Source organism: Alteromonas sp. G4i13 (assembly GCF_054960505.1).
This window is the reverse complement of the sequence record NZ_JBHNYX010000002.1, coordinates 153,266-179,754: the sequence shown is the minus strand read 5'-3', so window position 1 is coordinate 179,754 and position 26,489 is coordinate 153,266. Positions and strand designations below refer to the sequence as shown.

Genomic DNA, 26,489 nt, shown 5'->3' with positions numbered 1-26,489 from the left:
GTCTTAGGGGCGCGCTGTAGCAATACCCGTTAAAAGACCCTACAAAAACTAGGTGGTCTTACCAATAATTACTCGGTGCGTGAATTTTCGTCAAATCTAGCACTATGGTATTACCCATTATAAATAACTTGCTGATTTAACGTGTGCTAACTGTATTTGACCTGTAATAAATACAACTTATTGGTGATGGATTCTCGCCGTCTTAAGGAGTGTTATAGAGGGGTCACCTTTGTTGTTAATCAAGGAAGCAGTCGTTCTCATGGACAAGAAGTTAAAGGTTAAAAAGAGCCAATTTGCTAATAACGCTAAGGCATGTAGAGCCGTTGCGTTGGCAGCCATTACGGGGTGCAGTCTTCTAGCCGTAAATCTTCCTGCTTATGCTCAACAGTCCGACTTATCAACAAGCTCAGACATGGTGGAATCTTCTCTTTCAATGAGTCTGAATGCTCAAGCTATAACGATAGACGATGAAACGGTCTTCATCGCTGTTAGTCAGTTTGGGCTAAATAACATAACTAACATTATCCAAAGCGGCAACGGCGCCAACCTATCGAATGTTGTTCAAAACGGCAGTAATAACGAAGCTCTTATCACTCAGCTAGGTGAGGGGAACGTCGTTAATTTATTGCAGCAAAACAGCAATAACTATTTCGAGATTATTCAAGATGGGTTCGACAATGTGGCCAATGTTAATCAATTGGGTGAACAGTCTTTTACTGTTTACCAGATAGGGAACGAAATGGTGATTAACATCACACAATATCAAGAATGATGTGATTGCCATAGGGAGACAAATGTGAAAATGAAAAAAACAAAAATAGCGAGTGCATTGCTTTTAGTTGCAGCGACAGGGTGGGCATCGGCTCAGGAAGTTCCAGCGAGTAAGACAGTTGATTTCAGTGCTTCCGCAGATTTTATTGCTGCAGATGAAGGCAATGAAATTACGCTAACCCAAACGGCACCAGAGGGAAATGAGGTAGGTAATGAATCTATTTTAAGTCAGGAAGGTGACTTAAATGCAATCTTTGTAGAAGTAACGGGTGACGCAAACGAAGTACTAGCTTCGCAAATGCAGTCAGGTAATACCTTCTTTGCAAGTGTCACAGGTAACGGCAACTTCTTAGAATCTGAGCAAGATAGTTTAAATAGTACAGCCAATGTCGTTGTCGAAGGTGACGATAACACGGTTTCACTTGTTCAATTAGGTGATGGCGGCCCTATCGGTTTTATTTTTAATCGCTCAATAAATAGCATTTCGGGCAGCGGAAACACGTTATCAGTGTATCAGGGCGATGGTGGTAACTGGGCTAATAATGCCATTGCGGGTAACGACAATACGGTATTTGTTGATCAAAGTGGTGACTGGCACGAATCGTATGTTCGCGAGTTAAGCGGTGATGCAAACGTTATCGATGTTATTCAAGACGGCTATTACAACGTGTCTGATTTAACCGTTATCGGATCAGAAAACGAAATTGAAATTGACCAAGATGGCGACCAGAACGCTGTGGGTTGGAGCATGGTTGGCGACGGTAATGTGCTAGAGTTTGAACAAGATGGTGATGGCAACGAGATTACCACAGGAGTATTTGAAGGCTCTGGCAATGAAGTTAATATCGATCAAATCGGTGACGTTAACTTAGCTACCGTAGAAACTATCGGCGGACAAGCGAATACGTTCGAAATTAACCAAGTGGGCGAAGGCAACACGGCTTATGCTGGCGTAATTGGCTTATTCAACGAGTTTGATTTAACTCAGGTAGGTGATGCCAATGAAATCAGCACAGTTAATTTCGATGGCCTGTTTAACACCGTTGAAATTGAGCAAGATGGCGATGCCAACTTGGCGTTAGCACAAGCTGGTATTGGTGATGCAACTTACTACGCTGATGGCAACATCATTGAAATGTCTCAAGAGGGTGTTGAAAATACGGCATCAGTTGAGTTGGCAAGCAACGTTACATCAAGCTACAACGAAATTATGGTTTCGCAAACGGGCGAGCTTAACTTACTAGACCTATTGGTTAACGGTGACGACAATATTGTTAGTGTTATGCAAGAAGGCGTAGGAAACTGGGTAACAGACGACGCAGGTGGTCAGTTCGTTATTTCTGGTGATATGAATACATTTGAAGTTACGCAAATGGGTAACGATAACTTAGTTACAGGTAGTATCACTGGCAACGGCGGCACAGTAAGTGTTACGCAGGTTGGTGACTACAACGTAGCTACCGTTGTTCAGATGTAAACCTACAGATGTAAAAATGAGTAGCCGGGCGTTTGCCCGGCTATATTCAGTAAAATGAAGTACTTGTATTGTTTCTCTCTTATCACACTGCTTTTTGGTGTGTTCTTTTCTCCGATTCACGCAGAAGAAATTCGGCTAGGTGGACTGTTGCTCGATAACAGTATTAGCCGCCAAGGCCACGAGTTTGCCTCTCGCATTAGCCAATACTGGCGAGAAGTCCCAGACAGTTCGGGTAAGAACCTTGTTGTTAAAGAAATTATTGTGCCACAAGCGGGTACTCTTCTTTCGGTGATTTACGACAATAGAGTGGTTTATCAAACGTACATGGGGCGCAGACAAGTACCGTTAGATGAAAAAGTACAGCAAGCCATCATGTTAGTTTTAGACGCGGTGGCAAACGCGAGTATAGACAGTAGAAGCCCAGATTTAGCAGGGGACGAATGGTAATGAAAAAAGGGATATTGATAGCAGCCTTAATCGCGACTGGCTCGTGGACTTCAGCTAGTGTGAAAGCAACAGAGTTGGTGTATGAACCGATCAACCCGTCATTCGGTGGTAATCCACTTAACGGATCATTTCTATTAAGCAAGGCGAATTCACAAAACGCTCATACAGCGCCTTACAGTGAGCGCTCCTATGACGAACGCCTTCAAGAATCACTCGAACGCGCCTATATCAATCGTATAGTCCGCGAAATCACAGACATCGCATTCGGTGAACAAGAATATGATGAAGATGGAAACCCGATAGACAGCATATTCAATCAGGATAGTATTTTTGTTAGTGGTGACTTTCAGGTAGAACTAATAACGAGTAATCCTGACAGCATTGTTGTGAACATTACTAACTTACTGACAGGTGAGGTTACTGTCGTTGAAATTCCACGGTTTGGGTAGGGAAATACATGAGAAGTACCGTTTTTTTAATAGTGGCCATGGCGCTTGCAGGATGCCAGTCCATCACTAATACGCTGCCGCCAGATACAACGGCCGCTGATGTAATTAAAGACAGTGCCACATTGTCTGAAGTAAAAAGCTTGCCAGCGCCTATGGGACAAATTCCGGTTTCTGTATATGCGTTTAGAGACCAGACCGGGCAATATAAACCTAGCACTGGGGCAAGTTCGTTTTCTACTGCGGTGACTCAAGGCGCAACCTCTATTCTTGTTCAGACCTTAAGCGAGACATCGTGGTTTTTACCTGTGGAGCGTGAAGGGCTGCAGAACATTCTTACCGAACGCAAAATAATTAGAGCCGACGAAAGCAGCGGAGGCGATTTGCCGCCACTCACGACAGCTAGAATTATTATAGAAGGTGGGATAATTAGCTACGATACCAACATTCGTACCGGCGGCGCTGGTGTAGAGTACTTTGGCATTGGAGCGAGTGAGCTGTTTAGGGAAGATCAAATTTCCATTTACATGCGTGCAGTTGACGTGAGAACAGGTCAAGTACTGGTGTCGGTTTCAACATCTAAGAAAGTACTAAGCCAGGAGGTGAGAGCAGGCCTGTTTAGGTATGTTTCGCTTAAGCGCTTGCTTGAAGCAGAAACGGGCTACACGACTAATGAACCCATGTTCGAGTGCGTTAAACAAAGCATAGAAAAAGCGGTGACTGAGTTGGTGCTACAAGGAATGGAGAAAGGCGTATGGCGCGCAAAAGCGTAAGCGCCATACGCAATTAAATTCAATGGATTATCAGTTTAGATGCTTACTTGTTGTGGTTGGCTAAACTGATGATCGAACCACTTTATAAGCTCAACGCGATTTCGGCAGTCCGTCTTTCTAAATATGCTGTAAACGTGAGTTTTCACCGTATTTACGCTGATGTGTAAGCAGTCTGCAATCTCCTGATTTTGGGCACCATCTGCAATTTTGCGTGTGATGGCCAACTCCCTCTTGGTCAGCACAGTATGTGACGATTGAAGTGCAGCAACGGGTTTTGCTTTAGACACTAAATTGGCATCAATATAGCGACTCATAATCTCGCGACTGAACCATTTGTTGCCCGCCTGAACTTGTTGAACACCGCGAACCAGAAGTTCTAAGCTATCTTCAATATGGAAAATACCATTAATACCATGTTGCAGTGCCGCATAATGAAAATCGACGTCAGACTCTGGCACGTTGAAAATGACTTTGTTCAACTCTGGGTTATCGTTGACTACAGGCAAGTTGAGCATAGCGGCAGAGTCACAATACTGCGCATCGATAAAGAAGGTATAGGTGTTGTTAAGCACGCTTCGAGGTGGATGAATCGCACCGGTTGTGACGACAAATCCACATGACGGCAAAATACTTAGGAATCGTTCGTAAGCCCCATCCCTTCTAGTATTTTCTGAAAAACTTTTTCTTGTTAAAACGAACGCTTGATGTGACATGAAAGCTCCTTTTCGTGTCTATCAACCTTACGAACTATACATTGGCTTTACAATACTCCTCTGGTCTAACTTGCTCCTCCAAAGCGTAACAAAATGTAACAGTGAAAAATGCCTGTAAGTTTTGCTTAAATGCTAGAGCCTCTAAGTGTTCAACGAATTAAATATAAGTAAATTATCTCGATAAAAGCGGCTTGCCCCCTTTGTTAATAATGGTGTTAGTGTATAGTTCAACACCAAGTCATTCCTTCCATTATTTCAATACACAGAGAGAACCATGACCGTAAACGTTGACACTCAGTCTTTGATTGCATCAATGCGCGATGTAGTAGGGCAGGCCTATTTGTTAACTGATAAAGCGAAGAAGCAGCCTTACACTAAAGGGTTTCGTTTTGGTGCGGGCGAAGCGCTTGCGGTAGTGCGCCCAGGAACGCTTGTCGAAATTTGGCGTGTGCTTAAGCTGTGTGTTGAAGCCGACGTTGCGGTTATTATGCAGGCGGCCAATACAGGGTTAACGGGTGGCTCTACGCCAGATGGTAAAGATTACGACAGGCCTCTCGTTATTATCAGTACTATGCGTATTGATGATATTCAGTTAGTTGACAACGGAAAGCAGATCGTTGGCTTAGCGGGGAGCACCTTGTTTGGATTGGAAGAGACGCTTGCGCCTTATGGTCGCGAACCTCACTCTGTGATTGGTTCTTCATGTATTGGCGCATCGATCGTGGGGGGAATATGTAACAATTCAGGTGGTGCTTTGGTCAAGCGAGGCCCTGCCTATACTGAATTAGCGCTTTTTGCCCAAATCGACGCTAATGGCAATCTATCTTTGGTAAACAATCTGGGGATTAACCTAGGTAGTGAGCCAGAAGAAATTCTGAATAATCTTGAGAACAAACGTTACAAAGAAGCTGACGTTCAGCACCCTGACGCTCGTGCATCAGACAACGAGTATGATGAACGAGTTCGAGACGTTGATTCAGACACACCTTCGCGCTTCAACAATGACGGCAGAAGACTTCATGAAGCTTCAGGCTGTGCGGGTAAGCTTGCCGTGTTCGCAGTGAGGCTAGACACCTTTCCTATTCCTGAGAAGAAGCAGGTATTTTATGTGGGGTCTAATGACGCCGCCGTGTTTACCAAAGTGCGTCGCGATATTCTTTCTACCTTTAAGAACTTGCCTGACTCGGGTGAGTACCTTCACCGCGATTGCTACGACGTATCCAAGAAATACGGTAAAGATATGTTTATCGTTATCAGCAAGCTTGGCGCCAAATTTATTCCTAAGCTGTTTGCATTTAAGCGCAAATTTGACGCATTTACTGACAAGCTGGGCTTCTTACCCAACAAAATGTCAGATCGCGTTATGCAGTATATGAGCTACGTTTTTCCTAACCACTTGCCTAAGCGAATGGAAGAGTACAGAGACAAGTATCAGCATCATTGGATATTGGAGATGAGCAACGACGGGGTAGATGAGGCCAAAGCCTACCTTGATGCTTTTTTTAAAACCAATGAAGGTAGTTATTTTGAGTGTACAGAAGAAGAAGCTGATAAGGCTATTTTGCATCGCTTTGTTGCTGGTGGCGCGATAGGTCGTTACCACGTGATGCACAGCAAAGACGTGGGCGCTATGATGACCATCGATGTTGCACTTCGCCGCAACGATCCCGACTGGTTTGAAGTGCTGCCTAAAGAAATAGACGACCAGATAGACACGAAACTGTATTACGGCCATTTATTCTGCCACGTAATGCACCAGAATTACGTGTTGAAAAAAGGGGCGGATGCCAAATTGTTAAAGGGTAAAATTCTGGAAACGTTCGATGCGAGAAGCGCTGAATATCCAGCAGAGCACAATGTGGGACACGAGTACTTTGCAAAAGATGCGCTGAAAAACTTTTACCGAGAATTAGACCCAACCAATAGTTTTAACCCGGGAATAGGCAAAACCACCAAACTTAAAAACTGGGCTGAGCATGATGGAAGTTGTTGTGGTGGGCATCATTAAGCGCAAATTACGCTTCCAGCCACTTGTGCATTGATAAAAGAGCCATAAAAAATAATGTCAGTGACATTCTATGGCTCTTTTTAGTGACCTTGGTGCCAGCGATACTAAGAAGCGAGAGAGTCGAGGTTAAGTTCACTGACTGATTTTGCACCGCATAGTGTCATCGCGACATGCATTTCCTGTTTGTACAGATCGAGTAAGTTCTCTACTCCTTGTTGGCCTTCAGCAGCAAGTGCATAAATAAAAGAGCGCCCTAGTAAAGTACAATCGGCACCTAGTGCCAGCATTCTCACCACGTCCAAGCCGTTACGAATACCTGAGTCTACGAAGATACTTAGATCGCCTTTCACCGCGCTAGCAATCGCTGGAAGAGCCTTAGCGGTAGAAAGCACGCCATCTAGCTGACGACCGCCGTGATTGGATACTACAATGCCTTCTGCGCCAAAACTCAGCGCATCTTTGGCATCTTGTTCAGTTAAAATGCCTTTGATAATCATTGGGCCGTCCCAAAACTCTCTGATCCATTCTAAGTCTTTCCAACTGATAGACGGATCGAAATTGGCGCCCAACCAGCCAATATAGTCTTCCAACTGGGTCGGTTCGCCACGATAAGTAGAAATGTTGCCAAGATCATGAGGCTTACCGAATACGCCTACATCAAATGCCCAACGAGGATGGGTCATCGCTTGCAGTACGCGACGGCTTGCAGCAAATGGCCCACTCATACCGGAGTGTTTATCGCGATAGCGAGCCCCTGGTACAGGCATATCTACGGTAAAAACCAACGTTGTTACACCCGCTGCTTTGGCGCGCTCCAGAACATTCTTCATAAAGCCGCGATCGCGAAGCACATAGAGCTGAAACCACATTGGACGTTCAATGGCTGGTGCGACTTCTTCAATAGGACATACTGACACCGTCGACATGGTAAACGGGATGCCTTTGTTTGCTGCCGCTTTAGCGGCTTGCACTTCACCACGTCGCGCATACATTCCGGTTAATCCCACGGGAGCAAGGGCAATAGGTAAAGCCAATTGTTCACCAAAGACCGTTGTAGAAAGGTCAAGCGACGACATATTTCTCAGCACTTGCTGCTTTAATGCAATGTCAGCCAAGTCAGTTTCATTGCGTTTAAGTGTATGCTCTCGATAGGCACCACCATCAATGTAGTGAAATAGGAACGGCGGTAATATTTTTTGCGCAGCGCGTCGATAATCAGTCGGCGATGAAATAATCATGTCTTTAATCGATTGTAATTAACTTGATAAAAATATAACGTTTCTCGCCTTAGGGATATACGGCAACAATGAAATTTATCTTTTCCAAAAGTGAAGTAATAACGTGAGAGCAGACGATTTAATTCTCTTTGCACAAATTGCGGAGATGGGCAGTTTTAGCAAAGTGGCAGAGGCGAACAACATTACCAACTCGGTAGTCAGTAAGCGAATAGCAAAGCTTGAAAAAGAGCTGGGAACGCAGCTTTTGTATCGCACTACTCGCAAACTCACGCTTACCGAAGCGGGTCAAGCTTTGAAGCAAGGCGCCATGAATGTAAAGGCGTCCACGCAGGAAGCTATCGACACAATTTCTGGATACAGTGAACAAATATCCGGACACATTAAAATGTCGGTTCCAACGATTTCGGGCGACTTACTGTTAGCAGATGCGGTAGCTGAGTTTTGTACACTTCATCCAGGGCTAAGCGTTGATATGTCTCTTGATAATCGATTTGTAAATTTAGTCGAGGAAGGGTTTGATCTTGTTATTCGAACGGGATATTTGGAAGACTCAAGTCTGATCGCGCGGCACTTTTTAGATTCCCATTGGGTGGTTTGCACATCGCCGGATTACATTAGACGAAAGGGCAGGCCCAAAGCACCTGAGGACTTGAGCTTTCACAACTGTTTGTTGTATTCCTACCACACATCCGGTGCAAGGGAGTGGGAGTTTACGTCGTCTCAAGGCAGTTACACCATCACCGTAGATGGCGCATTTTCAAGTGATAATGCAGGGGCGCTTCGCAAAGCAGCTCTTGCTGGTAGAGGTATTGCCTACGTACCTAAATGTTTGGTATTCGAAGATTTATGTAATGGAACACTGGTCGATTTGTTTCCAGAGCGGGTAGGTAAGGTGTTAGGCGTTTATGCCGTTTATCCTTACAGCCGCCAGCCATCTCGAAAAATTAAGCTGTTAATTGAACATATCAGGCAGCGCTATTTATCTATGTCTGATTATTTTTGATAAGCCAACGCTATTGAGTGTTGGCGTTAAAGTAAAATTAGTCTCTAAATTAAATAACCAACTAGTAGAGTGAATTGTGGTGTTTATAGGGCTCGGTATTACTGAAAAGCCTTTCTTTCATAAGGTCATAGGGATATGTCATCACATTACCAGGTTGTGTTTTTGTAATGTCGAAAGCGTCGTAGAGTTCTCCAGTCAAGGTATATGAACGATATGAAAGAGTGTTCTCGTGTACTTTTATAGCTTGGTAAGTCGGCGTATTTTCTCCGACTCTTTCTAACGTAACATTGAATTCTTCGTATTCATCCCATCGCGTTTTCTTTAGTGGATAAGCTTTAGGACTGCTACTTGCCGTAACAAAAACACTATTTACATGCGTGCCCGGCTCGTTTTTTATACTCCCTCTAGAGTAAGCATGATCGTGTCCTTGTAAAACCAGATCAACATTGAATTCTGTTATTAATGGCAATAAAGCACTGCGAACTGCGGGCTCGTCTTGCCCCGGACTATTTAGTGGCATTCCACAGTTTGAAAATATTGGGTGATGAAAGGCGATAATTTTCCATTTTGCTTTACTTTCACTAAGTGTCTGTCTTAGCCATTTTGTTTGCATTGCGAATGCCGTCTCATTGTGCCTGATTTCCGTATTAACAATGAATACGTCGGTATTAGGGTAATGCAAAGTATAAGCTGTCTCTTGTAATTGATTTGATAACTCCGGAGAGGTTGGAAGCTTAAACTGATCTTGCCAAAAGCGGCTTAAAACCCACTGTTTTCCGCCATCGGTTAAATGCTGATGGGCATATTCATGGTTTCCAACCACGGGGACTACTGGAATTTCTGCGTGTATGAACTGCCCTGCAGAAAACCACTGCGCCCATTCTAAGTCCCTAGCTCCATGGTCTACAAGATCGCCAGTATAAAGAGCAAAGTCTGCATCGGGCATCGCCTTAAAGCCCTTTCTCAAGAGTGCTGGAAATTGTTCGCGCATGCCATTTTGTGCGTCTGAAAAGTACAGAAATCGTGTAGTTGAAGAGGAGGGTAGACCGGCCGTTTTCGTCATATACCATTCAGACCATTTACCTAAGCCTCCTCGTACTCTATACGCGTAACGCGTATTTGGTTTTAAGTTTTTAAATGTAACTTCGTGATATGCAACGTCGGCGAGGTGCGTGTTGTAGTGATATTGAGCTCTCTCTTGATTAACATTGTCTCTCGATTGCTCATGAACGTTAGAAGGTATTGAGTTACCTCTGCGCAATTCAGCGCGCTGTGTTTCTGCTTTGTAGGTTTTTGCACCCAAATCGAATCTGGCGGCTGATGTAACAGGTGCAATTTGGGCAACCGTAATTTCAACTTCTTCCGACGTGCGCCAATTAACAGAAAAGCTTTCACTAGGAAGTTGGGTAGGATTAAGTATAACCCTGTCAGGGTATTCGCTTGCTTGCTGCCAAATTGGTGTGCTAGCAAGTGCTATAGTAGGTATGCAACTAAGTAATAGTATAAGCACGAGATGCTTCATATCAATGCCTCTTGTGGGCAGACATCTGCAACCTGCAGATGCCTGCATTAGACTAGAAGGTAGTGCGAACGCCTACGCCGTATGTTGCTGGAGCACCAACGAGACGAGCACCTGCATTGAGTTCTAGAAAATATTCTTCATCAGTAATGTTTCGACCATATGCAAATGCGGTAAACCCGTTACCCAACTCAAGGTCCATATTGATATTAAGCAAGCCGTAATCAGGCACCGTATTGCCAGCACCTGCATTCAATCGGTTAGTTTCTTCGTCGTGGTAGGTATAGGTCAGACGAGTAGAAAGTAACCGGTTAGTTGCAACGAAAATGCTATGATTGAGCGAGATTGAATATGAAAGCTCGGGTGAGCCAGGTAACGGGTCTCCAACTGTATTTTGCACATCATCGACACGGTTAGATGAAAACTCCGTAATTTCTGTATCGAGATAGGTAACAGATGAATTGAACGTTAATTGTTGTTCGCCATTGTTTAACAGCTGGGCGTTGAAGGAAGCTTCTGCACCACGAACTTCAGCCGCTCCAACATTTGTTCGTCCATTGGTGTCATTTGAAAGTCGAGTAGTTGCTTGCATTTCTTCAAAATCGTAAGCAAATAAGTCGACGCTAGCACTCAAGCTCTCGTCGGTATAACGCAACCCCAGTTCAAATGAGTCTACGGTTTCAGAGTCAAATGGCTCAGTCTCTTCTAAAGAGAATATTGATGTACCATCAAACCCCCCTGCTCTGTATCCGTTGCCAATAGAGGCAAAAATATTCAGGTTATCAGAAAGGTAGTATTGGGCGGTTAGCTTACCTGAGACATTATTGTCGTCAAAATCTCTGTCCCAAGAAAACAGGCCAGGGGAGTTGAATACTTCCTCATATATAGAAGTTCCCCAAGGGTCTAAGTCTTGGTTGTAGCCTGAAAACTTAGCAGTATCTTGGGTATAACGAACGCCCGCAGATAATTTCAGGTCGTTGTTTACAAACCAATCAACGTTGGCAAACGTAGCAAAGCTGTTTCGAGTCTGACTATACGGAGAAGTGTACTGGGAGCGAACTGCGAAGCTTGTCCAATCGCTTACGAAGTCCACCGAGTCGCTGACATAGAAGACACCTGCGATCCAATCAATGTCTCCTCCTTGACTATCACTGAAGCGAATTTCTAAAGAGGACTGGTCAAGTGTTTCATCAAATGCATATTTGTAGCGAGGAAATGAGGTTCCGTCACCATTTCCCCCCATATTACGCTCACTTTCTTGGTAGCCAAATAGCACGTTTACGTTCAAATCAGTGTCTATTTGATGAGCTAATTCTCCGTTTACACCTTCGATATCTATAGTGTGTCTATAGTACTCATCCGCGTAAAACGCATATGGGTCGTCGTTTTCGCCTGCATTTCTGCTTATACCAGAGCCTGTCTCATTTTCCAAAGCGATACGATCGTATTGAAGTGTGTCGCCATTATCAGAGCTCATAAAGTAGCGCAAAGTTAAGTCAGTATTGGCCTGGAAGGTATAAACCCCGGTTGCACGAAAGGCAAATAGGTCTTTATCACCAAACCCGTCTCGCTCTCCCGGATCGGTTACGGCTGGAATTACCCCCTCAAAACCTTCTGGCACATAACCAGCGAACAGGCCCGCGCCTTTGCCGTCCATGTAACCACCACCTTGTTCAAATTTCGTAGCGATACGTACCTTTAAATTATCAGAAACGCTTCCGCCAAATGCAGCTTCACCCTGCGTATACTCGTAACTTCCATACTCTACGCTGGCATAGCCTTCGAATTCATCTGTGGGACGCTTTGTGATGGCGTTAATGACTCCTGCTGTTGTATTACGTCCGTAAAGTGTTCCTTGAGGGCCCTTGAGGACTTCAATTCGCTCTAAGTCGAACAAAGGCATGCCAAGATAAGCATTAGACGTTTGGTAGATACCATCAACATGTAATGCGACAGAGGGGTTGCCATTTGGTTTGTAGTCATCAGCCCCACCAATACCACGAATTGTAATGAAACTATTGTTGGCTCCGCCAAATGCAGAGTTAATTGATATGCCCGGCAGTGCATCTACCAATCCTTTGAAATCAGTGACCCCTGCATCTTGAATCTGCTGTGTATTCAAGACAGAAACAGCCGCCGATACATCCATTAGGTTGGTGTCACGTTTTGTAGCTGAAACTACTATTTCGTCGATAGGTGCTCCATTGACAGCAGTGTCCTTTGGGGTAAGAGACATCTGGGGCCCACGTTTCTTTATTACAAACGCCCCATTCGTTTGCTTGACGGCCTCTAACCCAGAATTGAAAAGCAATTTTTCAAGCGCTTCATCTATTTCATAGTTCCCATTTAGCGCAGGAGCTTTAATATTATTGACCAGTCGCCCAGGTGCGATGATCACAATGCCCGACTTGAATGAAAGTTGGTTTAATGCCGATGCCAAAGGAGCTGGCTCAAGTTCAACGCTTATGCTTTCTTGGGCAGCCGCAATTGCAGCGGTATTTAGTGACAAAGCTGTACAAATGGAAAAAGCTAACAAGTGTTTCTTTACACAACGCGACGATGTCATTTTACATTCTCCGGTACGGTCAGTGGTTTACTGCCGATTGAGTTCAAATTAAGTGTGTTGCAGTCGACTGTCGTGAACAAAGAGGCAAAGAGAGGAAATCTTTTTCAAAACTATGTCAGGTTTCATAAAACCTTCATGAATGTAACTAAATTGATTGCGGCACTTTTGCATTCAAAAAAGTACCGCTAACTGCTAATTTTCAGAATAGGTGAATGTAATTGTGCTACTTGTTCTCACCATTTCCAGTGGATAAGCCGCAGGCAAAGAATCGAGCAGTGTGTGAACATTGGAAGGGGTAACTATCGTGTTTATCGTAACAGCATCAGAACTAAAACCTTCAAGAGAGAGGGTTTGCTCTACATAAGGTTGTATTCGATACAAGAACTCTGTAATAGGGGTATTATTAAAAATAAGTTTATTGTCCATCCAAGCGAGTGTTTCTTTATCTGAGAAAGTCGTTATGCTCGTCATCGGTCCCCCAGTTAGTGGTGCAGAAACTCGTTCTCCTTGAGATAGGAACACAGGTGCTTCGCCTTTACCTGAAACTTTAACACTGCCCTCCACAACACTTACTCGAGTGGTTTTTTTGAAGTTATTTACATCTACTTCAAATTCAGTGCCTGTCACTTCTATAGTATTAACACCACTATTTACTATGAAAGGTTTATTGGTCATCGAGACTACATCAAAAAATGCTCTTCCTTGACTCAGTTCAATAGAACGGGTTGTGTCTAGCTCCGTATACGAAACACTACTTGTAGGACCTAGAGTGAGTTTGCTGCCATCAGGCAACGTAATATTCTTTATCTGTGCTGTTGTCGTAGAGTAAGCAAAGACTTGGCTGGGTTGAGAAAATGATTGGTCCTGTTTATTTAGTAGAGTAATAACTGTAATAACTAAAGTCGCAGCGAACGCTACGAGCGCACCAACTTTCTTGTACAGGTCTTTATATTTGAGTTGGGTTGATTTGCCTGTTTCTAGTGTTGAATTTTTTTCGGTCTCATATGCAATAATGTCATCAGTAAAACCTGTTTTATCCCACATTTTAGCAATAGTTTTAAACGCGTTGCGATGACGTAGGGAATGGGTGTACCACTTGGTAAATGCTTCCTGATACTGATGTGCTAAGTCTTCATCGTTCATTAAAGTAAACCAATGAATGGCTTGTTCATTGATAGACTTTTCAGCATTAAGATGGGTGACGTTTGAATTCTGTTTCACGTTCAATCTCTTTGTTCGTTTTTCCCTAAGGCACAATCAATCATTTGCATCTACTGAGCTTGCGAGGATAACCAGTGCACTGTTAAGTTGCCGACATACATCGGCTATACTCCATCCAGTATCGTCAGAAATCTGTTGATAGGTTTTGCCTTCAAGTCGGCTTGCACTTACGATGTATTTTTGCTTTTCTGACAAAGTGCAAAACAAAGCCCCTAGTTGCTGCAAAGCTTGCTGTGAATGCAAAATTTTATCGGGCTCAGATAGTGACAGTAACTCTGATTCAAACGACTCGTCGTTACCGGGTACAACGTTCGCAATCCATCTATCTGATTTCAAAGAACGCAGTGTCAGGTTAATTGAAATCTTGTATAGAAACGCCTTAGGGTTTTCAATATGCTCGCGAGATTTCATCTTTGCCAGCTGGTAAAACGCGTCTTGCGCTACATCCTCAGGGTCTGGAGGACCTGAACCAAAGGTTTTTCTTAAGAAAGCGCATAATCCCTCCCAATGCATATGATAAAACGAAGAAAAATCTGACTTTTTAGTGGGAACTTTCGCCTTTGGTAATCCTTTGCGAGGGGAGGCTATTTCATTTTCTTGTTCACCAACAAAACCAACAGCGTGTACTTTAGATAACGTATTCACATTAATCCCAAACAAATATCTTTCGAAAAGCGGTGTATTTTGGAAAGGAGACTATGTTAATTACTAATTATTACAGAATTAGTGTATGTCCCTAGACAAGCAAACAGTATGTTATTTGAGAGCGTTCAAATGTCGCTGGAAGATAGATAAATAAAACACTACGAACGCTCGCTATATGAAGAAATTGCTTAGTTAGCGCAGTCGGAATCTGAACGTTCCGACTTTATATGCTTACACCAAGCTTGAACCGATTCAAACCTTCACAAGTAGAAAATATAAAGTTTGTTCGCATTACACAGGGTTTCAACTTTCCTGTCAGTGAAAAGGGATTTGCTATGAAAGGCCAAGTAAACAACTCCACCATTCTTCTTCCTGTATTTCTCCCCGCCGTCGTCATTATTTTGCTTCTGGTGATCGGAACCATCAGCAACCCCGAACTTGCCGGCGAGGCCTTCGATAGTACATTGGCATGGATTACAGAAACCTTTGGTTGGTTTTACATGTTGTCGGTCGCTATCTTTTTGGTATTCATTGTATCGGTAGCATCATCTAGCTGGGGAAACATAAAGTTGGGGCCCGATCATGCAGAGCCTCAATATAGCTTTCCCGAATGGTTTTCTATGTTGTTCTCAGCAGGCTACGGCGTAGCGCTGCTCTACTTTGGCGTAGCAGAGCCTGTTCTACACTATTCTTCACCGCCTGCAGGAGCAGCTGAAACTGTTGATGCGGCGAAACAAGCCATGCAAATCGCATTTTTTCATTGGGGCTTTCACATCTGGGCGATCTACGGGCTAGTCGGTTTGGTTCTTGCCTATTTTGCTTTTCGACATGGCTTGCCCTTGTCTATCCGTTCGGCTTTGTATCCGCTGATAGGGGATAAAATTTATGGCCCTATGGGTCATGCGGTAGATGTATTCGCCATTCTCGGTACATTATTTGGTATCGCCACTACACTCGGACTATCCGTTACACAGATCAATGCGGGGCTTAACTATCTTTCTGGCGATATCCCCATTGATATCATGGTGCAGGTAGGCACCATTGCTATCGTAACCATGGCCGCAACAATATCGGTTATCGCGGGCATGGATAAGGGCATTAAAAGGCTATCAATTCTTAATATGGTTCTGGCTGTATCGCTTATGAGTACCGTTTTTATCTTCGGAGAAACGGTTCATATTTTAGAAACCTTTTTACAGAACACAGGAAGTTATATCAACGGCATCATTGAACGTACCTTTAATCTTCAGGCCTACAGTCGCAGCGATTGGATTGGGAACTGGACGCTGTTTATTTTTGGCTGGACCATCGCTTGGGCGCCGTTTGTAGGCATGTTTATCGCCAAAATAAGTCGAGGCAGAACCATTAGGCAGTTTGTTTTTGGTGTAATGCTTGTGCCTACCATGTTCACTTTCCTTTGGTTTTCCGTGTTTGGCGACACCGCGCTAAATGCCATTATGAACCAAGGTGTTACCACACTCATTAGCGATGTGCAGGAAAACGAAGCGGTTGCGTTGTTCAAACTTTATGATTTGCTACCTGGCGCGTCAATCATGTCAGGCTTGACCGTGTTATTGATCATTACGTTCTTCGTGACGTCATCAGATTCTGGGTCGTTGGTTATCGATTCTCTTGCTTCTGGTGGTAAAGAAGAAAGCCCGGTTTGGCAGCGTATCTTCTGGGCGTGTCTGGAAGGAACCGTTGCTGCAGTGTTGCTGTTGGCTGGCGGGCTGAATGCCCTGCAAACGATGACCATTGCGAGCGCCTTACCATTCGCCTTCATTATGCTAGCGTCTGTAGCAGGTCTATGGCGTGCGCTAGTCATTGAAGGCTACCGAAACAACAGTTTGAAGGCGAATACGCTTAATAGAAACCACGGTCGCTCGACTAGCCTAAAAGGCCGACTCGCAGCAATGGTAGATTACCCAAGCCGAAATGAGGTGCATGAGTTTATTGATAAAACTGTGATTGCAGCGATGAAAGACGTACAGGCTGCTTTGAAAGCGCGAGAGTGGGAGGCGTTTGTTAAGCTTGATGAGGAAACGGGAAGGGCCACCTTCACTGTTGAGCGTCACGATCACATGGACTTTATCTACGATATTCGTATGACTGAATATTTAGTGCCAGGGTTTAGCTACGCAGAGCTGCGTTCAGAAGAAGACGAGTCGGAAAAATATTTTCGCGCTGAAGTGTTCCTTCGCCGCGGAGGGCAAGCTTACGATATTTACGGATATGACAAAGAGAGTATTACTAAGGACATCTTAGATCAGTTCGAAAGTTATCTGCACTTCCTCGATACCAGCCCAGGCGAACTGCCTTGGGAAATGGATGCGTATGATGACATGTTGACGCAGCCTAAAGAGTAAACAATCCGCAGGGGGTTAGGTAGAAGGGAAAGCAAGGCTGCTTTCCCTTATTTATCCCCTAATTAATTACTTACTTAGAAGTAGTTAGCAATTTGGTTAATAACCGCATTTACTGCGCGGTAAGCATTAGATTCGTTTTCAACGCCACAGGCTTGGCCATTACAGCCTGACCAGTAAGGGTCAGAGAAATAGTCTAGCTGGGTGGCACTACCGAATGCCTGAGGATAGGCCATGATAGTTGAGAAGTTATTATCAACGCCGTGACCGATACCATCATTATATACACCGCCTACTGAACCTTGGCGAACAGAGTGGCCTAAGCCCATGTTGTGACCGAGTTCATGAACAAATGTGGACAGACCGCAATCAACGGCGCTAATGCTGTACATGCGGCTTTGCGAGCTAGAATACAGTGTACCGTTGTTGCCTTGACCTACCCAGCCAATGCCGCACACGTAACCCACTAGCTGACCGCCTTCATAAATGTTTTCACGATTACCTAAAAGCACAACCATGTCTGCGCCGTTTGAAGATCGTGCGTTTTGCACACCACTGCTATCAGTTAACAAGTCTAGCGCACTTTCGGTAGGTTGAAGGTCGCTAGATGTAGCAGCAGATGACTGAGCGCCCACTAAACGCAACTGTAGATCTACCGCATTATTTTGATAAACACGGTTGGCGTGTGAGATGTATTGGTTAATTTTAGTGTCGATATTAGACACATTGTTTGCAGCAGGTTGGGTGTAAAGCACCATTACATCGATGGTGGCTGCTGTTACTGATGTTGCACAAAGCAGTGAAACTGCCATTGCCGTTAAACACTTAAATGTGTGTTTCATTTTTATTTCCTTCTTGTTGTTTTATTTGAGCTTGTTGAATTTCCTGTGAAGCTCAACAGGCACTAGGGGATTAGTTTTGGCCGAGATCAAAGACTTCTTCAGCGTTGTCGTCGCTAAGCGGGCGTTCGCTGTCGGGTTCACGTTCGATGTGGTTTTGCATCATTGAAGACTTTGGTGCGATCCACGCGTATTTATCATTGCCTTCAAGCACGAACACGTCGCGAGGCGTGGCTAAGTTTCCGTAGGTGGCGTTTTCGCCAAGCGTTATAACGGCGGCGTAGAGAGAACCCGCACCTGGGATGTGGGCCTCTACGGTACGATCGCCGTTTGGATGAGTGACAACGTGGTCAACTTCACCGGTGTAACTGCCGCCGAACTGTGGGATGTATAAATCGAGATACTCGCCAACTTCTACCGTCATTAATTCTTCACGATCAAGCTCAATGTAAGCTTCATCGGTTACGTCAGCGGGAATATAGCCTTCTGCTTCAAGTACCTTTTTGCCATCTTCTGATGTTGTCCAGACGATGGTGTCTTTCTCTGATTTACCGTTAGTAGTAGTTGTAGCCTGAGCTTTTAGCTCGGCTTCATTTTTTGGTTTGAAGTTATCGACACCTGTCGATAACACTTTGCCGTTTCGTTGCCTTTCAACAGCGTTTTCTTTACCAACAGGTTTTGTCTCAGCATTCGCCGCTGCTACCTCTTTTTTGCCCGAGGGGGCTGTATCGATAAAGGCGAAAATACAACCAATAGCTACAATTGCCGTCGAAGCGGCAACAATACGCTTTTTCATAGTGTGTTCCTTTTATTTTTACTTACTGAATTTAGGAAATTGAACGTTAGAAATTAGCGACACTCTGCTTCTCAAAGCGCGCTCTAAGTGAGCGATATAGAGAACCAATGTGTTTAGTGAAATTGCTTAGTGAATTAAGTAAGTCATTAAAACGTATAATATTTTCACGGTTATAAAAGTATCGCTTTGCATAAGGGTGTATAAAATTTAGCCCTTTAATGCAGTGTAAATTTCTTAGGCTAAATATGGGACTGCAAGATGTAGACCGAACGCCGAATTGGCTCGTTTTGACCATGTGAGTGAGAACGAATAGCCACCTAAAAATGGCTTCTGGATGATGAAAAGGGAACACCAAATAACAAAGGAACAATTCCGCTTGGTAAGGGAGCTTGCGAGGTAACAACAGCGCAAAAACAAGCGGGATAGGAGGGAAAAGATAAAAAAGAGCGAGTAAAATCCTTTACTCGCTCAGTAAGAAGGCCACCTCTTCTGAGGGAAAGTAGCCGTAGGAGAACTGTTGGTTTTCTCTTATGCTAGTCGGTTGATTATTGAAGAGAAATCCATCCCTGCATTGCCTTCTTCGCAATGCATTTCAAACCACTTTGCAGCAAGCTCACCCATAGGTACTTGCGCGTTGACGCCCTTCGCGCCCTGCATGGCCAGCCCCAAGTCTTTGAGCATAAGCGCCGAAGCGAAACCGCCAGCAAAATCGTTATCAGCAGGGCTTTGTGGCCCTACACCTTTTACAGGGCAGTAGGTGGTCATTGACCATGTCTGTCCCGAGGCATTTGACGCGATATCGAAGAACACTTGCGCATCTAAGCCAAGTTTTTGTGCCAGCTGGAAGCTTTCACACGTCGCAATCATGGTCGCGCCAAGTAACATGTTGTTACAAATCTTTGCTGCTTGCCCCGCACCATGGCCGCCCGCATGGACGATTTTTTTGCCCATTGCGCTAAGTACACCATGGGCTTTGTCAAAGGCATCAGCGTCGCCACCCACCATAAACGTGAGTGTGCCGCCTGCAGCCGCTGCAACACCACCAGAAACTGGCGCATCCAGCATTTTAAGGCCTTTTTTCTCAGCTAATTCTGACACACTCTTCGCCGTTTCTACGTCGATGGTGGAGCAATCAATAAGCAAGGTGCCTTCGCGGACAGAAGCCAAGATCTGATTTGAATAGATATCTTTTACGTGCTTGCCTGCTGGTAACATAGTAATAACGATGTCGGCCTCAGCAGCAGCTTGCTCGGTACTTTGCGCAATAGTGCAGCCTGCTTCTTTGGCTTTGGACAGTGCCGCTTCGCTTAAGTCAAAAGCCAATACGTTGTAATCGTTCTTAACTAGGTTATCTGCCATCCCTGAGCCCATATTACCTAGGCCAATAAATGCAACTGTGGTCATAATAGTCTCCTCACTTAGCCCATGGTTGGAATAACAAAGGCGTTGTCGTTCGTATCTGAGCCATCAGGCCAGCGCTGCGTAATGGTCTTAACCTTGGTCCAGAATTTCACCCCTTCCATACCGTGCTGGTTGGTATCACCAAATGCAGAGCGCTTCCAGCCCCCAAAAGTGTGGTAAGCAACTGGCACTGGAATAGGTACATTAATCCCTACCATGCCCACGTTTACACGTTGCGCAAATTCGCGCGCAGCATGGCCGTTACGGGTGTACATAGCAACACCGTTACCGTATTGATGATCACTTGCTAAGTTAACCGCTTCGTTGAAATCTTTCGCGCGCACCATTTGAAGCACTGGACCAAAAATCTCCTCTTGGTATGAGCGCATGTCTTTGGTCACGTGGTCGAAGAACGTTGGGCCGATGAAGTAGCCTTGACTGTCGTCTGGGATCTGACTGGTTCTGCCGTCGTAAACAAGCTCAGCACCTTCTTCTATGCAAAGGTCGATATAGCCTTCAACGCGCTCTTTGTGAGCAGCAGTAACCACAGGGCCATAATGAGCGTTAGGATCTTCACTATGACTTACCATAATGTCTTTAATAGCCGGAATAAGCTTGGCTTTCAGTTTTTCAGCGGTTTCATCGCCCACTGGAACAACAACTGGCAGCGCCATACAGCGTTCACCGGCACTGCCGTACGCAGCACCAACTAAGTCGGTTACCACCTGATCCAAATCAGCATCAGGCATTACGATGCCGTGGTTTTTCGCGCCGCCCATGGCTTGAACGCGCTTACCAGCACGCGCGCCACGCTCGTATACGTAGTTAGCAATATCAGAAGAGCCTACAAAGCTCACTGCCTTAATAGTTTGATGGTCTAAAATACCATCGACCACTTCTTTGTTACCGTGTACAACGTTAAGCACACCTGCAGGAAGGCCAGCTTCAATCATAAGCTTTGCCAGTTCAACAGGTACTGACGGATCGCGCTCTGATGGCTTTAAAATGAACGCGTTACCGCAGGCAATTGCCACACCGAACATCCACATTGGGATCATTGCCGGGAAGTTAAATGGCGTAATACCTGCCACTACACCAAGTGCTTGGCGCATGGAGTACACATCGATTCCTGGGCCTGCGCCTTCGGTATACTCACCTTTTTGCGCATGAGGGATACCACAGGCAAACTCGATAACTTCAAGGCCACGCTGAATATCACCTTGCGCATCAACCAATACTTTTCCGTGCTCGCTTGATAATAGTGCCGCTAAGCGATCGCGGTTTGCTTCAACCAACTCTTTAAACTTGAACATAACACGAGCGCGTCGTTGAGGATTTGTTGCTGCCCACTCAACCTGTGCAGCTTGAGCTGTTTCAATCGCATAGGCCAAGGTTGAAGTATTAGCTAAGCTTACTTCAGCCTGTACTTCACCGGTGTTAGGCGCAAATACCGACGCGGTATTCTCGCTGCTATCCTCAAAATCTTTACCTGCAATAAAGTGAACAATCTTTCTCATGACATAGCTCCTGTAATTTTTAACAATATTGAAACCTTGTGTTTGCAAAGGCAATACATATACTTGCAGTATGGTGCTGTAAAAATGCAGGTGTTTAAGTGAATTGGGACGACATGCGTTTGTTTCTTGGTTTGGCAAGAAATGGTCGTGTAGCTATTGCAGCTAAAGGCTTGAAGGTAGACCCTACAACATTAATTCGTCGTGTAAAAAAACTGGAAGACTCATTAAATTGTAAGTTGTTCGAGCTAACAAAAAAAGGGTATGTGCTAACCACCCATGGTAGTGAGTTAGTCACGTATATCGAAAAAGCAGAACATTATTTCTTAGAGGCACAAAATGAATTAGGTGATGAACGCTCGCATTTGGCAGGTACGATAAGGGTGAGTGTTTCGGAAGGTTTCGGCAGTTGGTTTTTGGCGCCGTTATTACCCGATTTCAAAAAGCAGTATCCGGGAATAAGTATTGAGCTTGTTGCTACCAGCGGCTTTTTAAATCTGAATAAACGAGAAGCCGATATGGCTATCTTGCTTGAAAAACCTAGTAAAGGCTTACTGGTTACACAGAAACTAACCGACTATAACCTTTATCTTTATACCCATCAGTCCCTTATCAGCGACAACAAACCAAGAACATTAAAAGACCTCACCGCGTTTAATTTAGTGAGCTATGTGCCCGATTTGGTTTACGCCCCCCAGTTGAAGTTCATTGAAGAGACCGCGCTGTCACAGTTAAGTGCCCTTCGCAGCACCAGTATTAATGCGCAGTATCAAATGCTTGTAAATGGCGCGGGGGTAGGCATTTTGCCTAAGTTTATGGCTGAAACTCAGCCAGGCTTAGTTAGACTCATTGAAAACGAGATTCATATTAAGCGTACGTTCTGGCTTGCTACACACAAAGAGACTCATTCTCAAGCACGCTTTCAGGTATTTACAAAATGGCTTACAGATAAAGTTACACAATACCATTCAAAATTTCTCGACTAAAAAATTAGACATTTATCTACTGTCTTTTGCAGGGTAAATATGTAAAAAATAGCGTAGCAGCGTCGAAAAACTCTCCACGCTTTAATGCAAGTGGCTGAATGTGGTCTAGGCTTTACATAGTACATACCAAAACTAGGACAGCACCCCCTGGCGAACAGGCACATTTTAGCGTGACGATTGCTTAACCTTGTATGCATTTATCAATTTATCGTTAAGGCAAGGTTGGTTACTGCCGATATACGGCATATTACTGTAATTCTCTGTCAGGGAAGGCCCTATGTTCAATAAACATTTAGTGAAAGAAAATCAAGCGCTTCGCGAGGAGCTACACATACTCAAGCAAGTGCGTGACGGCTTGCGCGAAGACATGATCTTTCTTCGTCTTAACGAGCGCGGTGAGATTGAGGCCGTCAACGAGATGTTTGAAAGAGAGCTTGGTTACTCACTTTCTCAAGTTAAAGGGCATCGCTTCTTTGAATTTGTTCCCGAGATTGCCAGAAACACGCCACACTTCAAAAAACTAAAAGATTCAATTGAGCAGCGCGTCCATTACTGGGGGGCGATTGAATTTCTTCGTGAAAACGGCGAGGAAGCGTGGTTAAGGGGTGTGGTAGAGCCGATTTTTGACATTAACGGCAATATTTACAAATTCTCGGTAAACCTGAATGACCTTACGCGAACCATTGCTAAGTCGAAAGAACACGAAGATTTAGTTGCCGCGTTACACAAGTCAAATGCGGTGATTGAATTCGATTTAAACGGAAATATTCAGGACGCAAACGAAGCTTTCCTGAAAGCCGTTAAGTACCGCCTTAATGACATTAAAGGTCAGCATCATAGAATCTTCTGTGATACGGAGTATGCGAATTCCCGCGAATATAAAACGTTTTGGGAACGACTTACTCAGGGAGAATTCGTAGCAGGAAGATTCGAACGTTTCGATGCTCACGGCAACACTATTTGGCTGGAAGCCACCTATAACCCGATTTGTGATTCTCACGGTCGTATGTATAAAGTGGTTAAGCTGGCTACTGATATTACTGAGCAGGTGGCACGAGAAAATGCCGTGTCCAGTGCCGCTGATATCGCCTACCGTTCTTCAAACACAACGGATCAAATCGCCGCGCGAGGAAAGGAAGTCATTAGCGAACTGCTTTCTGAAATGTCTTCGCTGTCGCAACAAATGGATAGGGCAAAAGAAGGAATTAACGCGTTGGACGCTCAATCTCAACAAATTGCCACGATTATCGGAAGTATCAGTGCGATTGCCGAGCAAACCAACCTACTTGCTCTAAATGCTGCGATTGAGGCGGCACGTGCTGGCGATCAGGGACGAGGTTTCGCTGTAGTTGCTGACGAGGTGCGTCAGTTAGCATCGCGTACAACCGAAGCCACAGAAGAAATCATCAATGTGGTTAAACACAACCAGACATTGGCCACCGACGCAGTAAATTTGGTTAATGAAGGTGATGAAAAGGCGCAATCAGGGCTCAACTACGCCAGAGAGGCGGGTGAAGTTATCGAACAAATTCAAGACGGTGCAAAAGAAGTCGTTGATGCAGTCGGCCAATTCAGCAGTCGACTGGGAAGCTAGTAGCACACAGAAACAGACCTACCAATAAGTGTAAAACAGTCTACATTCTTACCAAGAAACACATCTTTAAAATTTAATTCATCCTACCTTGGTAGGATGAATTCACCTCTAATGCAGGATGTGCTTTTTAACACAGCCTGTATAGCATAACCCTGTAATAAAAGGCTTGCAGGGGCGGTTATGTCAGGTTTTACGAAAATATCTACAGCTATAGTGGCCGTATTCATTGGCTGCTTTTTGGTTTTTACCTGTCTGGTCTACTTCCATATACAAGATAACATTGAGGAAGAGATGACGGGCGCGCTTAATCAAGTGCGAGAAATGGTCAACCTCAATATCCCTGTTGCTGATATCGAAGCGATTGTAGAGCCTAGCCCTCACTTATCCGCCCATTATTTCACGGGGCGCCTTCAGGCAGAGCAGACCTCAGTGATGCCGACAACCGAACGTACTGCACTCACACCTGTTATCATCCCAATTCAGGAAAATCAGTATCTTATTGTTACGCCTTTTGATGCTACTGAACTCACCCAGAATCTCACTTTTTTTGCCTTGGTGGCGGGACTGTTTTTCGCAACTTTTGTCCTGTTGCTGTTTACGTTAAAAGTGGCGGTTAAGCAAAGGTTAGTGCCGCTAAATCAGCTCGCTGACGCGTTATCTGAGCTACGAGAAGGCAAGGAATCACAGCCCCTGCCACATTCAGATATCACCGAAATGAACAGGGTATTAGACCAATTTAAGCATCTGCAAAATGCACTTAAATCAAAAGAAAAGCAGCTCATAAAAATAGATAAGCAGTTAGCCCTTCTTCAAGAGCAAGAGCGTAATTACCTTGCCAGAGAGCTCCACGATAATGTGGGGCAGTTGCTGACCACGATAAAAGCCCACGCCTATATTTTGGTTAACGCAAAAGAGCGATCTGTTGTTGAACTGTCGGCGCAGAAGGTTCAAGTGATGTCACATCAAATAAGCGATGCAATTAGAAAACTCACTGCTCACCTACACCCGCTTGTTTTAGATAGAGTCTCTCTTCAGTCGTCGCTTGAGCGACTGGTGTACGAACAAGAAGTAGCACAGCCCGATACGCAGTGGGACGTGTCAATTAATCTAAAGCGCTATCAAGAAGATAATGAGCGAGATATTCATCTTTACCGATTTGCTCAAGAAGCCATTAACAACGTGATTAAGCATGCGAAGGCCACCAAGGTTAGCATTCAAATTTATGGCGATACTCACCGTGTTTCTGTGATGGTCAAAGACAACGGTCGGGGATTAGGGAACCACATTGTAGAAAATATTGGCATGTCTTCAATGCGCAGCCGAGCACGTTGTATAGGAGCAAATTGCAGTGTGACGTCACCCGATGATGGCGGCGTTGCTGTATCGCTGTCCCTTACCCTTAAAAAAATGCCTCCTCTTATGGGCGCTAACGTCGCATGAATATTCTAATTGTCGACGACCACGCTGTGGTGCGTGAAGGATATAAGGCTTTACTCAATGCGATGATGCCCGATTGCCGTATTTTTGATGCTGAAAACGGCGCGCAAACCCATCGTTTATTAGCCAGTAGTGACATTGAGATCTTAATCCTAGACATAAACCTTTCAAATGAAAGTGGCCTTGTTTTAGCCAAGATTTTTTTGAAGCGACATCCAGATTTAAAAATTATCTTTTTCAGTATGTTCGAAGACAGCGTCATATTGCACCGCGCCATGCAGACCGGTGCTATGGGGTACATCAGTAAAAGTAGTTCGCCTGAAATATTGATCTCGGCAATTAAGGTCGTCGCAAAAGGGCAAAAGTATATTGAGCGAGGCCTGGCGGTAAATTTAGCCAATCAACTTCTCGATACCAATGTGGACATTGCTGCCAAATTAACAAAACGTGAGTTCGAAATATTTATTGCGATAGCAATGAATAAATCCCGCTTCGATATTGCTGATGAGTTGGGACTATCGGCTAAGACTGTCTCTAACGCGCTCACAGTCATTAAGCGAAAGCTCGACGCGGTGCCCTCCCAGTTTTCAGCCATTGCGGCTAAACACGGTTATATCGGTGATGCAGAGCTTTCAGCGTCTCAATCGGTGTCTTTTGTCGAGAAGAGTGAGAAGTAGCCATAGGTTTCCCCTCCTAAAGTAGGAGTCAAATCGGTCTATCGCATCATGGTAG

General features: G+C 44.6%; 22 protein-coding genes. 12 read left to right on the top strand and 10 right to left on the bottom strand.

Going from position 1 to position 26,489, the window contains the following annotated elements; all coding sequences use genetic code 11:
- Window positions 1–259: 259 nt before the first annotated feature.
- Genes ACFI6J_RS01770 through ACFI6J_RS01750 form a run of 5 tightly spaced genes read left to right on the top strand, consistent with a single transcriptional unit; the run spans window position 260 to window position 3,914 of the window.
- A complete protein-coding gene (locus tag ACFI6J_RS01770) occupies window positions 260–772 on the top strand; it encodes a curlin subunit CsgB (protein WP_069944946.1) in 513 nt (170 codons plus the stop codon).
- A gap of 30 nt (window positions 773–802) precedes the next feature.
- Window positions 803–2,248: a curlin gene (locus ACFI6J_RS01765; protein WP_348671062.1), complete on the top strand. Its 1,446-nt coding sequence runs from the start codon at window positions 803–805 to the stop codon at window positions 2,246–2,248.
- A 54-nt stretch (window positions 2,249–2,302) separates the two neighbouring features.
- Entirely contained in the window at window positions 2,303–2,695 is a 393-nt protein-coding gene (locus ACFI6J_RS01760; protein WP_069944945.1) for a CsgE family curli-type amyloid fiber assembly protein, read from the top strand.
- Complete coding sequence (locus tag ACFI6J_RS01755) at window positions 2,695–3,144, top strand: curli assembly protein CsgF (RefSeq protein WP_014950699.1); 450 nt, start codon at window positions 2,695–2,697, stop codon at window positions 3,142–3,144. Before ACFI6J_RS01760 ends, ACFI6J_RS01755 begins: the two co-directional genes overlap by 1 nt.
- A gap of 8 nt (window positions 3,145–3,152) precedes the next feature.
- Window positions 3,153–3,914 carry a CsgG/HfaB family protein gene (locus ACFI6J_RS01750; protein ID WP_014950698.1) on the top strand — a complete coding sequence of 254 codons (762 nt, stop codon included), beginning with the start codon at window positions 3,153–3,155 and terminating at the stop codon, window positions 3,912–3,914.
- Between the two features lie 35 nt (window positions 3,915–3,949).
- Here the strand turns inward: ACFI6J_RS01750 and ACFI6J_RS01745 are convergent, their stop codons facing one another.
- Window positions 3,950–4,627: a helix-turn-helix transcriptional regulator gene (locus ACFI6J_RS01745; protein WP_014950697.1), complete on the bottom strand. Its 678-nt coding sequence runs from the start codon at window positions 4,625–4,627 to the stop codon at window positions 3,950–3,952.
- A 274-nt stretch (window positions 4,628–4,901) separates the two neighbouring features.
- On the opposite strand from ACFI6J_RS01745, the gene dld reads away from it, so the two are divergent.
- Window positions 4,902–6,635, top strand: a complete 1,734-nt coding sequence (gene dld, locus ACFI6J_RS01740; protein ID WP_014977383.1) for a D-lactate dehydrogenase — start codon at window positions 4,902–4,904, stop codon at window positions 6,633–6,635.
- Window positions 6,636–6,739: 104 nt separating this feature from the next.
- Here the strand turns inward: dld and lldD are convergent, their stop codons facing one another.
- A complete protein-coding gene (gene lldD, locus ACFI6J_RS01735; protein WP_014950695.1) occupies window positions 6,740–7,873 on the bottom strand; it encodes an FMN-dependent L-lactate dehydrogenase LldD in 1,134 nt (377 codons plus the stop codon).
- 103 nt (window positions 7,874–7,976) lie between these two features.
- Between lldD and ACFI6J_RS01730 the strand changes: the two genes are divergently transcribed.
- A complete protein-coding gene (locus tag ACFI6J_RS01730) occupies window positions 7,977–8,876 on the top strand; it encodes a LysR family transcriptional regulator (RefSeq protein WP_014950694.1) in 900 nt (299 codons plus the stop codon).
- A gap of 61 nt (window positions 8,877–8,937) precedes the next feature.
- On the opposite strand, the gene ACFI6J_RS01725 is transcribed toward ACFI6J_RS01730, so the two are convergent.
- From ACFI6J_RS01725 to ACFI6J_RS01710, 4 genes are all read right to left on the bottom strand, one after another.
- Complete coding sequence (locus tag ACFI6J_RS01725; RefSeq protein WP_171338534.1) at window positions 8,938–10,398, bottom strand: purple acid phosphatase family protein; 1,461 nt, start codon at window positions 10,396–10,398, stop codon at window positions 8,938–8,940.
- A 52-nt stretch (window positions 10,399–10,450) separates the two neighbouring features.
- Window positions 10,451–12,961: a TonB-dependent receptor gene (locus ACFI6J_RS01720; RefSeq protein ID WP_015068027.1), complete on the bottom strand. Its 2,511-nt coding sequence runs from the start codon at window positions 12,959–12,961 to the stop codon at window positions 10,451–10,453.
- A 192-nt stretch (window positions 12,962–13,153) separates the two neighbouring features.
- Window positions 13,154–14,182, bottom strand: coding sequence for a FecR family protein (locus tag ACFI6J_RS01715; protein ID WP_171338533.1), 1,029 nt, complete (start codon window positions 14,180–14,182; stop codon window positions 13,154–13,156).
- A 36-nt stretch (window positions 14,183–14,218) separates the two neighbouring features.
- The gene (locus ACFI6J_RS01710; protein ID WP_069944938.1) at window positions 14,219–14,827 is read right to left on the bottom strand and encodes an RNA polymerase sigma factor; all 609 of its coding nucleotides are present in this window, start codon (window positions 14,825–14,827) and stop codon (window positions 14,219–14,221) included.
- Window positions 14,828–15,162: 335 nt separating this feature from the next.
- Between ACFI6J_RS01710 and ACFI6J_RS01705 the strand changes: the two genes are divergently transcribed.
- Entirely contained in the window at window positions 15,163–17,193 is a 2,031-nt protein-coding gene (locus ACFI6J_RS01705) for a BCCT family transporter (protein ID WP_014950693.1), read from the top strand.
- 74 nt (window positions 17,194–17,267) lie between these two features.
- Here the strand turns inward: ACFI6J_RS01705 and ACFI6J_RS01700 are convergent, their stop codons facing one another.
- From ACFI6J_RS01700 to ACFI6J_RS01685, 4 genes are all read right to left on the bottom strand, one after another.
- Window positions 17,268–18,032: a zinc-dependent metalloprotease family protein gene (locus ACFI6J_RS01700; protein WP_014950692.1), complete on the bottom strand. Its 765-nt coding sequence runs from the start codon at window positions 18,030–18,032 to the stop codon at window positions 17,268–17,270.
- A 70-nt stretch (window positions 18,033–18,102) separates the two neighbouring features.
- The gene (locus tag ACFI6J_RS01695; protein WP_101565834.1) at window positions 18,103–18,825 is read right to left on the bottom strand and encodes a lipocalin/fatty-acid binding family protein; all 723 of its coding nucleotides are present in this window, start codon (window positions 18,823–18,825) and stop codon (window positions 18,103–18,105) included.
- A 528-nt stretch (window positions 18,826–19,353) separates the two neighbouring features.
- Window positions 19,354–20,229: a 3-hydroxyisobutyrate dehydrogenase gene (gene mmsB / locus ACFI6J_RS01690; protein WP_258364582.1), complete on the bottom strand. Its 876-nt coding sequence runs from the start codon at window positions 20,227–20,229 to the stop codon at window positions 19,354–19,356.
- Between the two features lie 14 nt (window positions 20,230–20,243).
- Window positions 20,244–21,743: a CoA-acylating methylmalonate-semialdehyde dehydrogenase gene (locus ACFI6J_RS01685; protein WP_020744244.1), complete on the bottom strand. Its 1,500-nt coding sequence runs from the start codon at window positions 21,741–21,743 to the stop codon at window positions 20,244–20,246.
- Between the two features lie 98 nt (window positions 21,744–21,841).
- Here ACFI6J_RS01685 and ACFI6J_RS01680 point away from each other — a divergent pair, with 98 nt between their 5' ends.
- From ACFI6J_RS01680 to ACFI6J_RS01665, 4 genes are all read left to right on the top strand, one after another.
- Complete coding sequence (locus ACFI6J_RS01680) at window positions 21,842–22,726, top strand: LysR family transcriptional regulator (RefSeq protein ID WP_348670568.1); 885 nt, start codon at window positions 21,842–21,844, stop codon at window positions 22,724–22,726.
- A gap of 277 nt (window positions 22,727–23,003) precedes the next feature.
- Window positions 23,004–24,320 carry a methyl-accepting chemotaxis protein gene (locus ACFI6J_RS01675; RefSeq protein ID WP_348670569.1) on the top strand — a complete coding sequence of 439 codons (1,317 nt, stop codon included), beginning with the start codon at window positions 23,004–23,006 and terminating at the stop codon, window positions 24,318–24,320.
- A gap of 180 nt (window positions 24,321–24,500) precedes the next feature.
- Window positions 24,501–25,760 (top strand): sensor histidine kinase, encoded by a 1,260-nt coding sequence (locus ACFI6J_RS01670; RefSeq protein ID WP_014950686.1) that lies wholly within the window; start codon window positions 24,501–24,503, stop codon window positions 25,758–25,760.
- The gene (locus ACFI6J_RS01665) at window positions 25,757–26,434 is read left to right on the top strand and encodes a response regulator transcription factor (protein WP_014950685.1); all 678 of its coding nucleotides are present in this window, start codon (window positions 25,757–25,759) and stop codon (window positions 26,432–26,434) included. Before ACFI6J_RS01670 ends, ACFI6J_RS01665 begins: the two co-directional genes overlap by 4 nt.
- The last annotated feature ends 55 nt before the right edge of the window (window positions 26,435–26,489 follow it).

Bases quoted from the DNA above. Each gene is read 5' to 3' on its own strand.
- ACFI6J_RS01695 (WP_101565834.1), bottom strand. From the start codon at position 18,825: ATGAAAAAGCGTATTGTTGCCGCTTCGACGGCAATTGTAGCTATTGGT.
- lldD (WP_014950695.1), bottom strand. From the start codon at position 7,873: ATGATTATTTCATCGCCGACTGATTATCGACGCGCTGCGCAAAAAATA.
- ACFI6J_RS01700 (WP_014950692.1), bottom strand. From the start codon at position 18,032: ATGAAACACACATTTAAGTGTTTAACGGCAATGGCAGTTTCACTGCTT.
- ACFI6J_RS01765 (WP_348671062.1), top strand. From the start codon at position 803: ATGAAAAAAACAAAAATAGCGAGTGCATTGCTTTTAGTTGCAGCGACA.
- mmsB (WP_258364582.1), bottom strand. From the start codon at position 20,229: ATGACCACAGTTGCATTTATTGGCCTAGGTAATATGGGCTCAGGGATG.
- ACFI6J_RS01760 (WP_069944945.1), top strand. From the start codon at position 2,303: ATGAAGTACTTGTATTGTTTCTCTCTTATCACACTGCTTTTTGGTGTG.
- ACFI6J_RS01670 (WP_014950686.1), top strand. From the start codon at position 24,501: ATGTCAGGTTTTACGAAAATATCTACAGCTATAGTGGCCGTATTCATT.
- dld (WP_014977383.1), top strand. From the start codon at position 4,902: ATGACCGTAAACGTTGACACTCAGTCTTTGATTGCATCAATGCGCGAT.
- ACFI6J_RS01665 (WP_014950685.1), top strand. From the start codon at position 25,757: ATGAATATTCTAATTGTCGACGACCACGCTGTGGTGCGTGAAGGATAT.
- ACFI6J_RS01705 (WP_014950693.1), top strand. From the start codon at position 15,163: ATGAAAGGCCAAGTAAACAACTCCACCATTCTTCTTCCTGTATTTCTC.
- ACFI6J_RS01755 (WP_014950699.1), top strand. From the start codon at position 2,695: ATGAAAAAAGGGATATTGATAGCAGCCTTAATCGCGACTGGCTCGTGG.
- ACFI6J_RS01745 (WP_014950697.1), bottom strand. From the start codon at position 4,627: ATGTCACATCAAGCGTTCGTTTTAACAAGAAAAAGTTTTTCAGAAAAT.
- ACFI6J_RS01685 (WP_020744244.1), bottom strand. From the start codon at position 21,743: ATGAGAAAGATTGTTCACTTTATTGCAGGTAAAGATTTTGAGGATAGC.
- ACFI6J_RS01675 (WP_348670569.1), top strand. From the start codon at position 23,004: ATGTTCAATAAACATTTAGTGAAAGAAAATCAAGCGCTTCGCGAGGAG.
- ACFI6J_RS01750 (WP_014950698.1), top strand. From the start codon at position 3,153: ATGAGAAGTACCGTTTTTTTAATAGTGGCCATGGCGCTTGCAGGATGC.
- ACFI6J_RS01720 (WP_015068027.1), bottom strand. From the start codon at position 12,961: ATGACATCGTCGCGTTGTGTAAAGAAACACTTGTTAGCTTTTTCCATT.
- ACFI6J_RS01725 (WP_171338534.1), bottom strand. From the start codon at position 10,398: ATGAAGCATCTCGTGCTTATACTATTACTTAGTTGCATACCTACTATA.
- ACFI6J_RS01770 (WP_069944946.1), top strand. From the start codon at position 260: ATGGACAAGAAGTTAAAGGTTAAAAAGAGCCAATTTGCTAATAACGCT.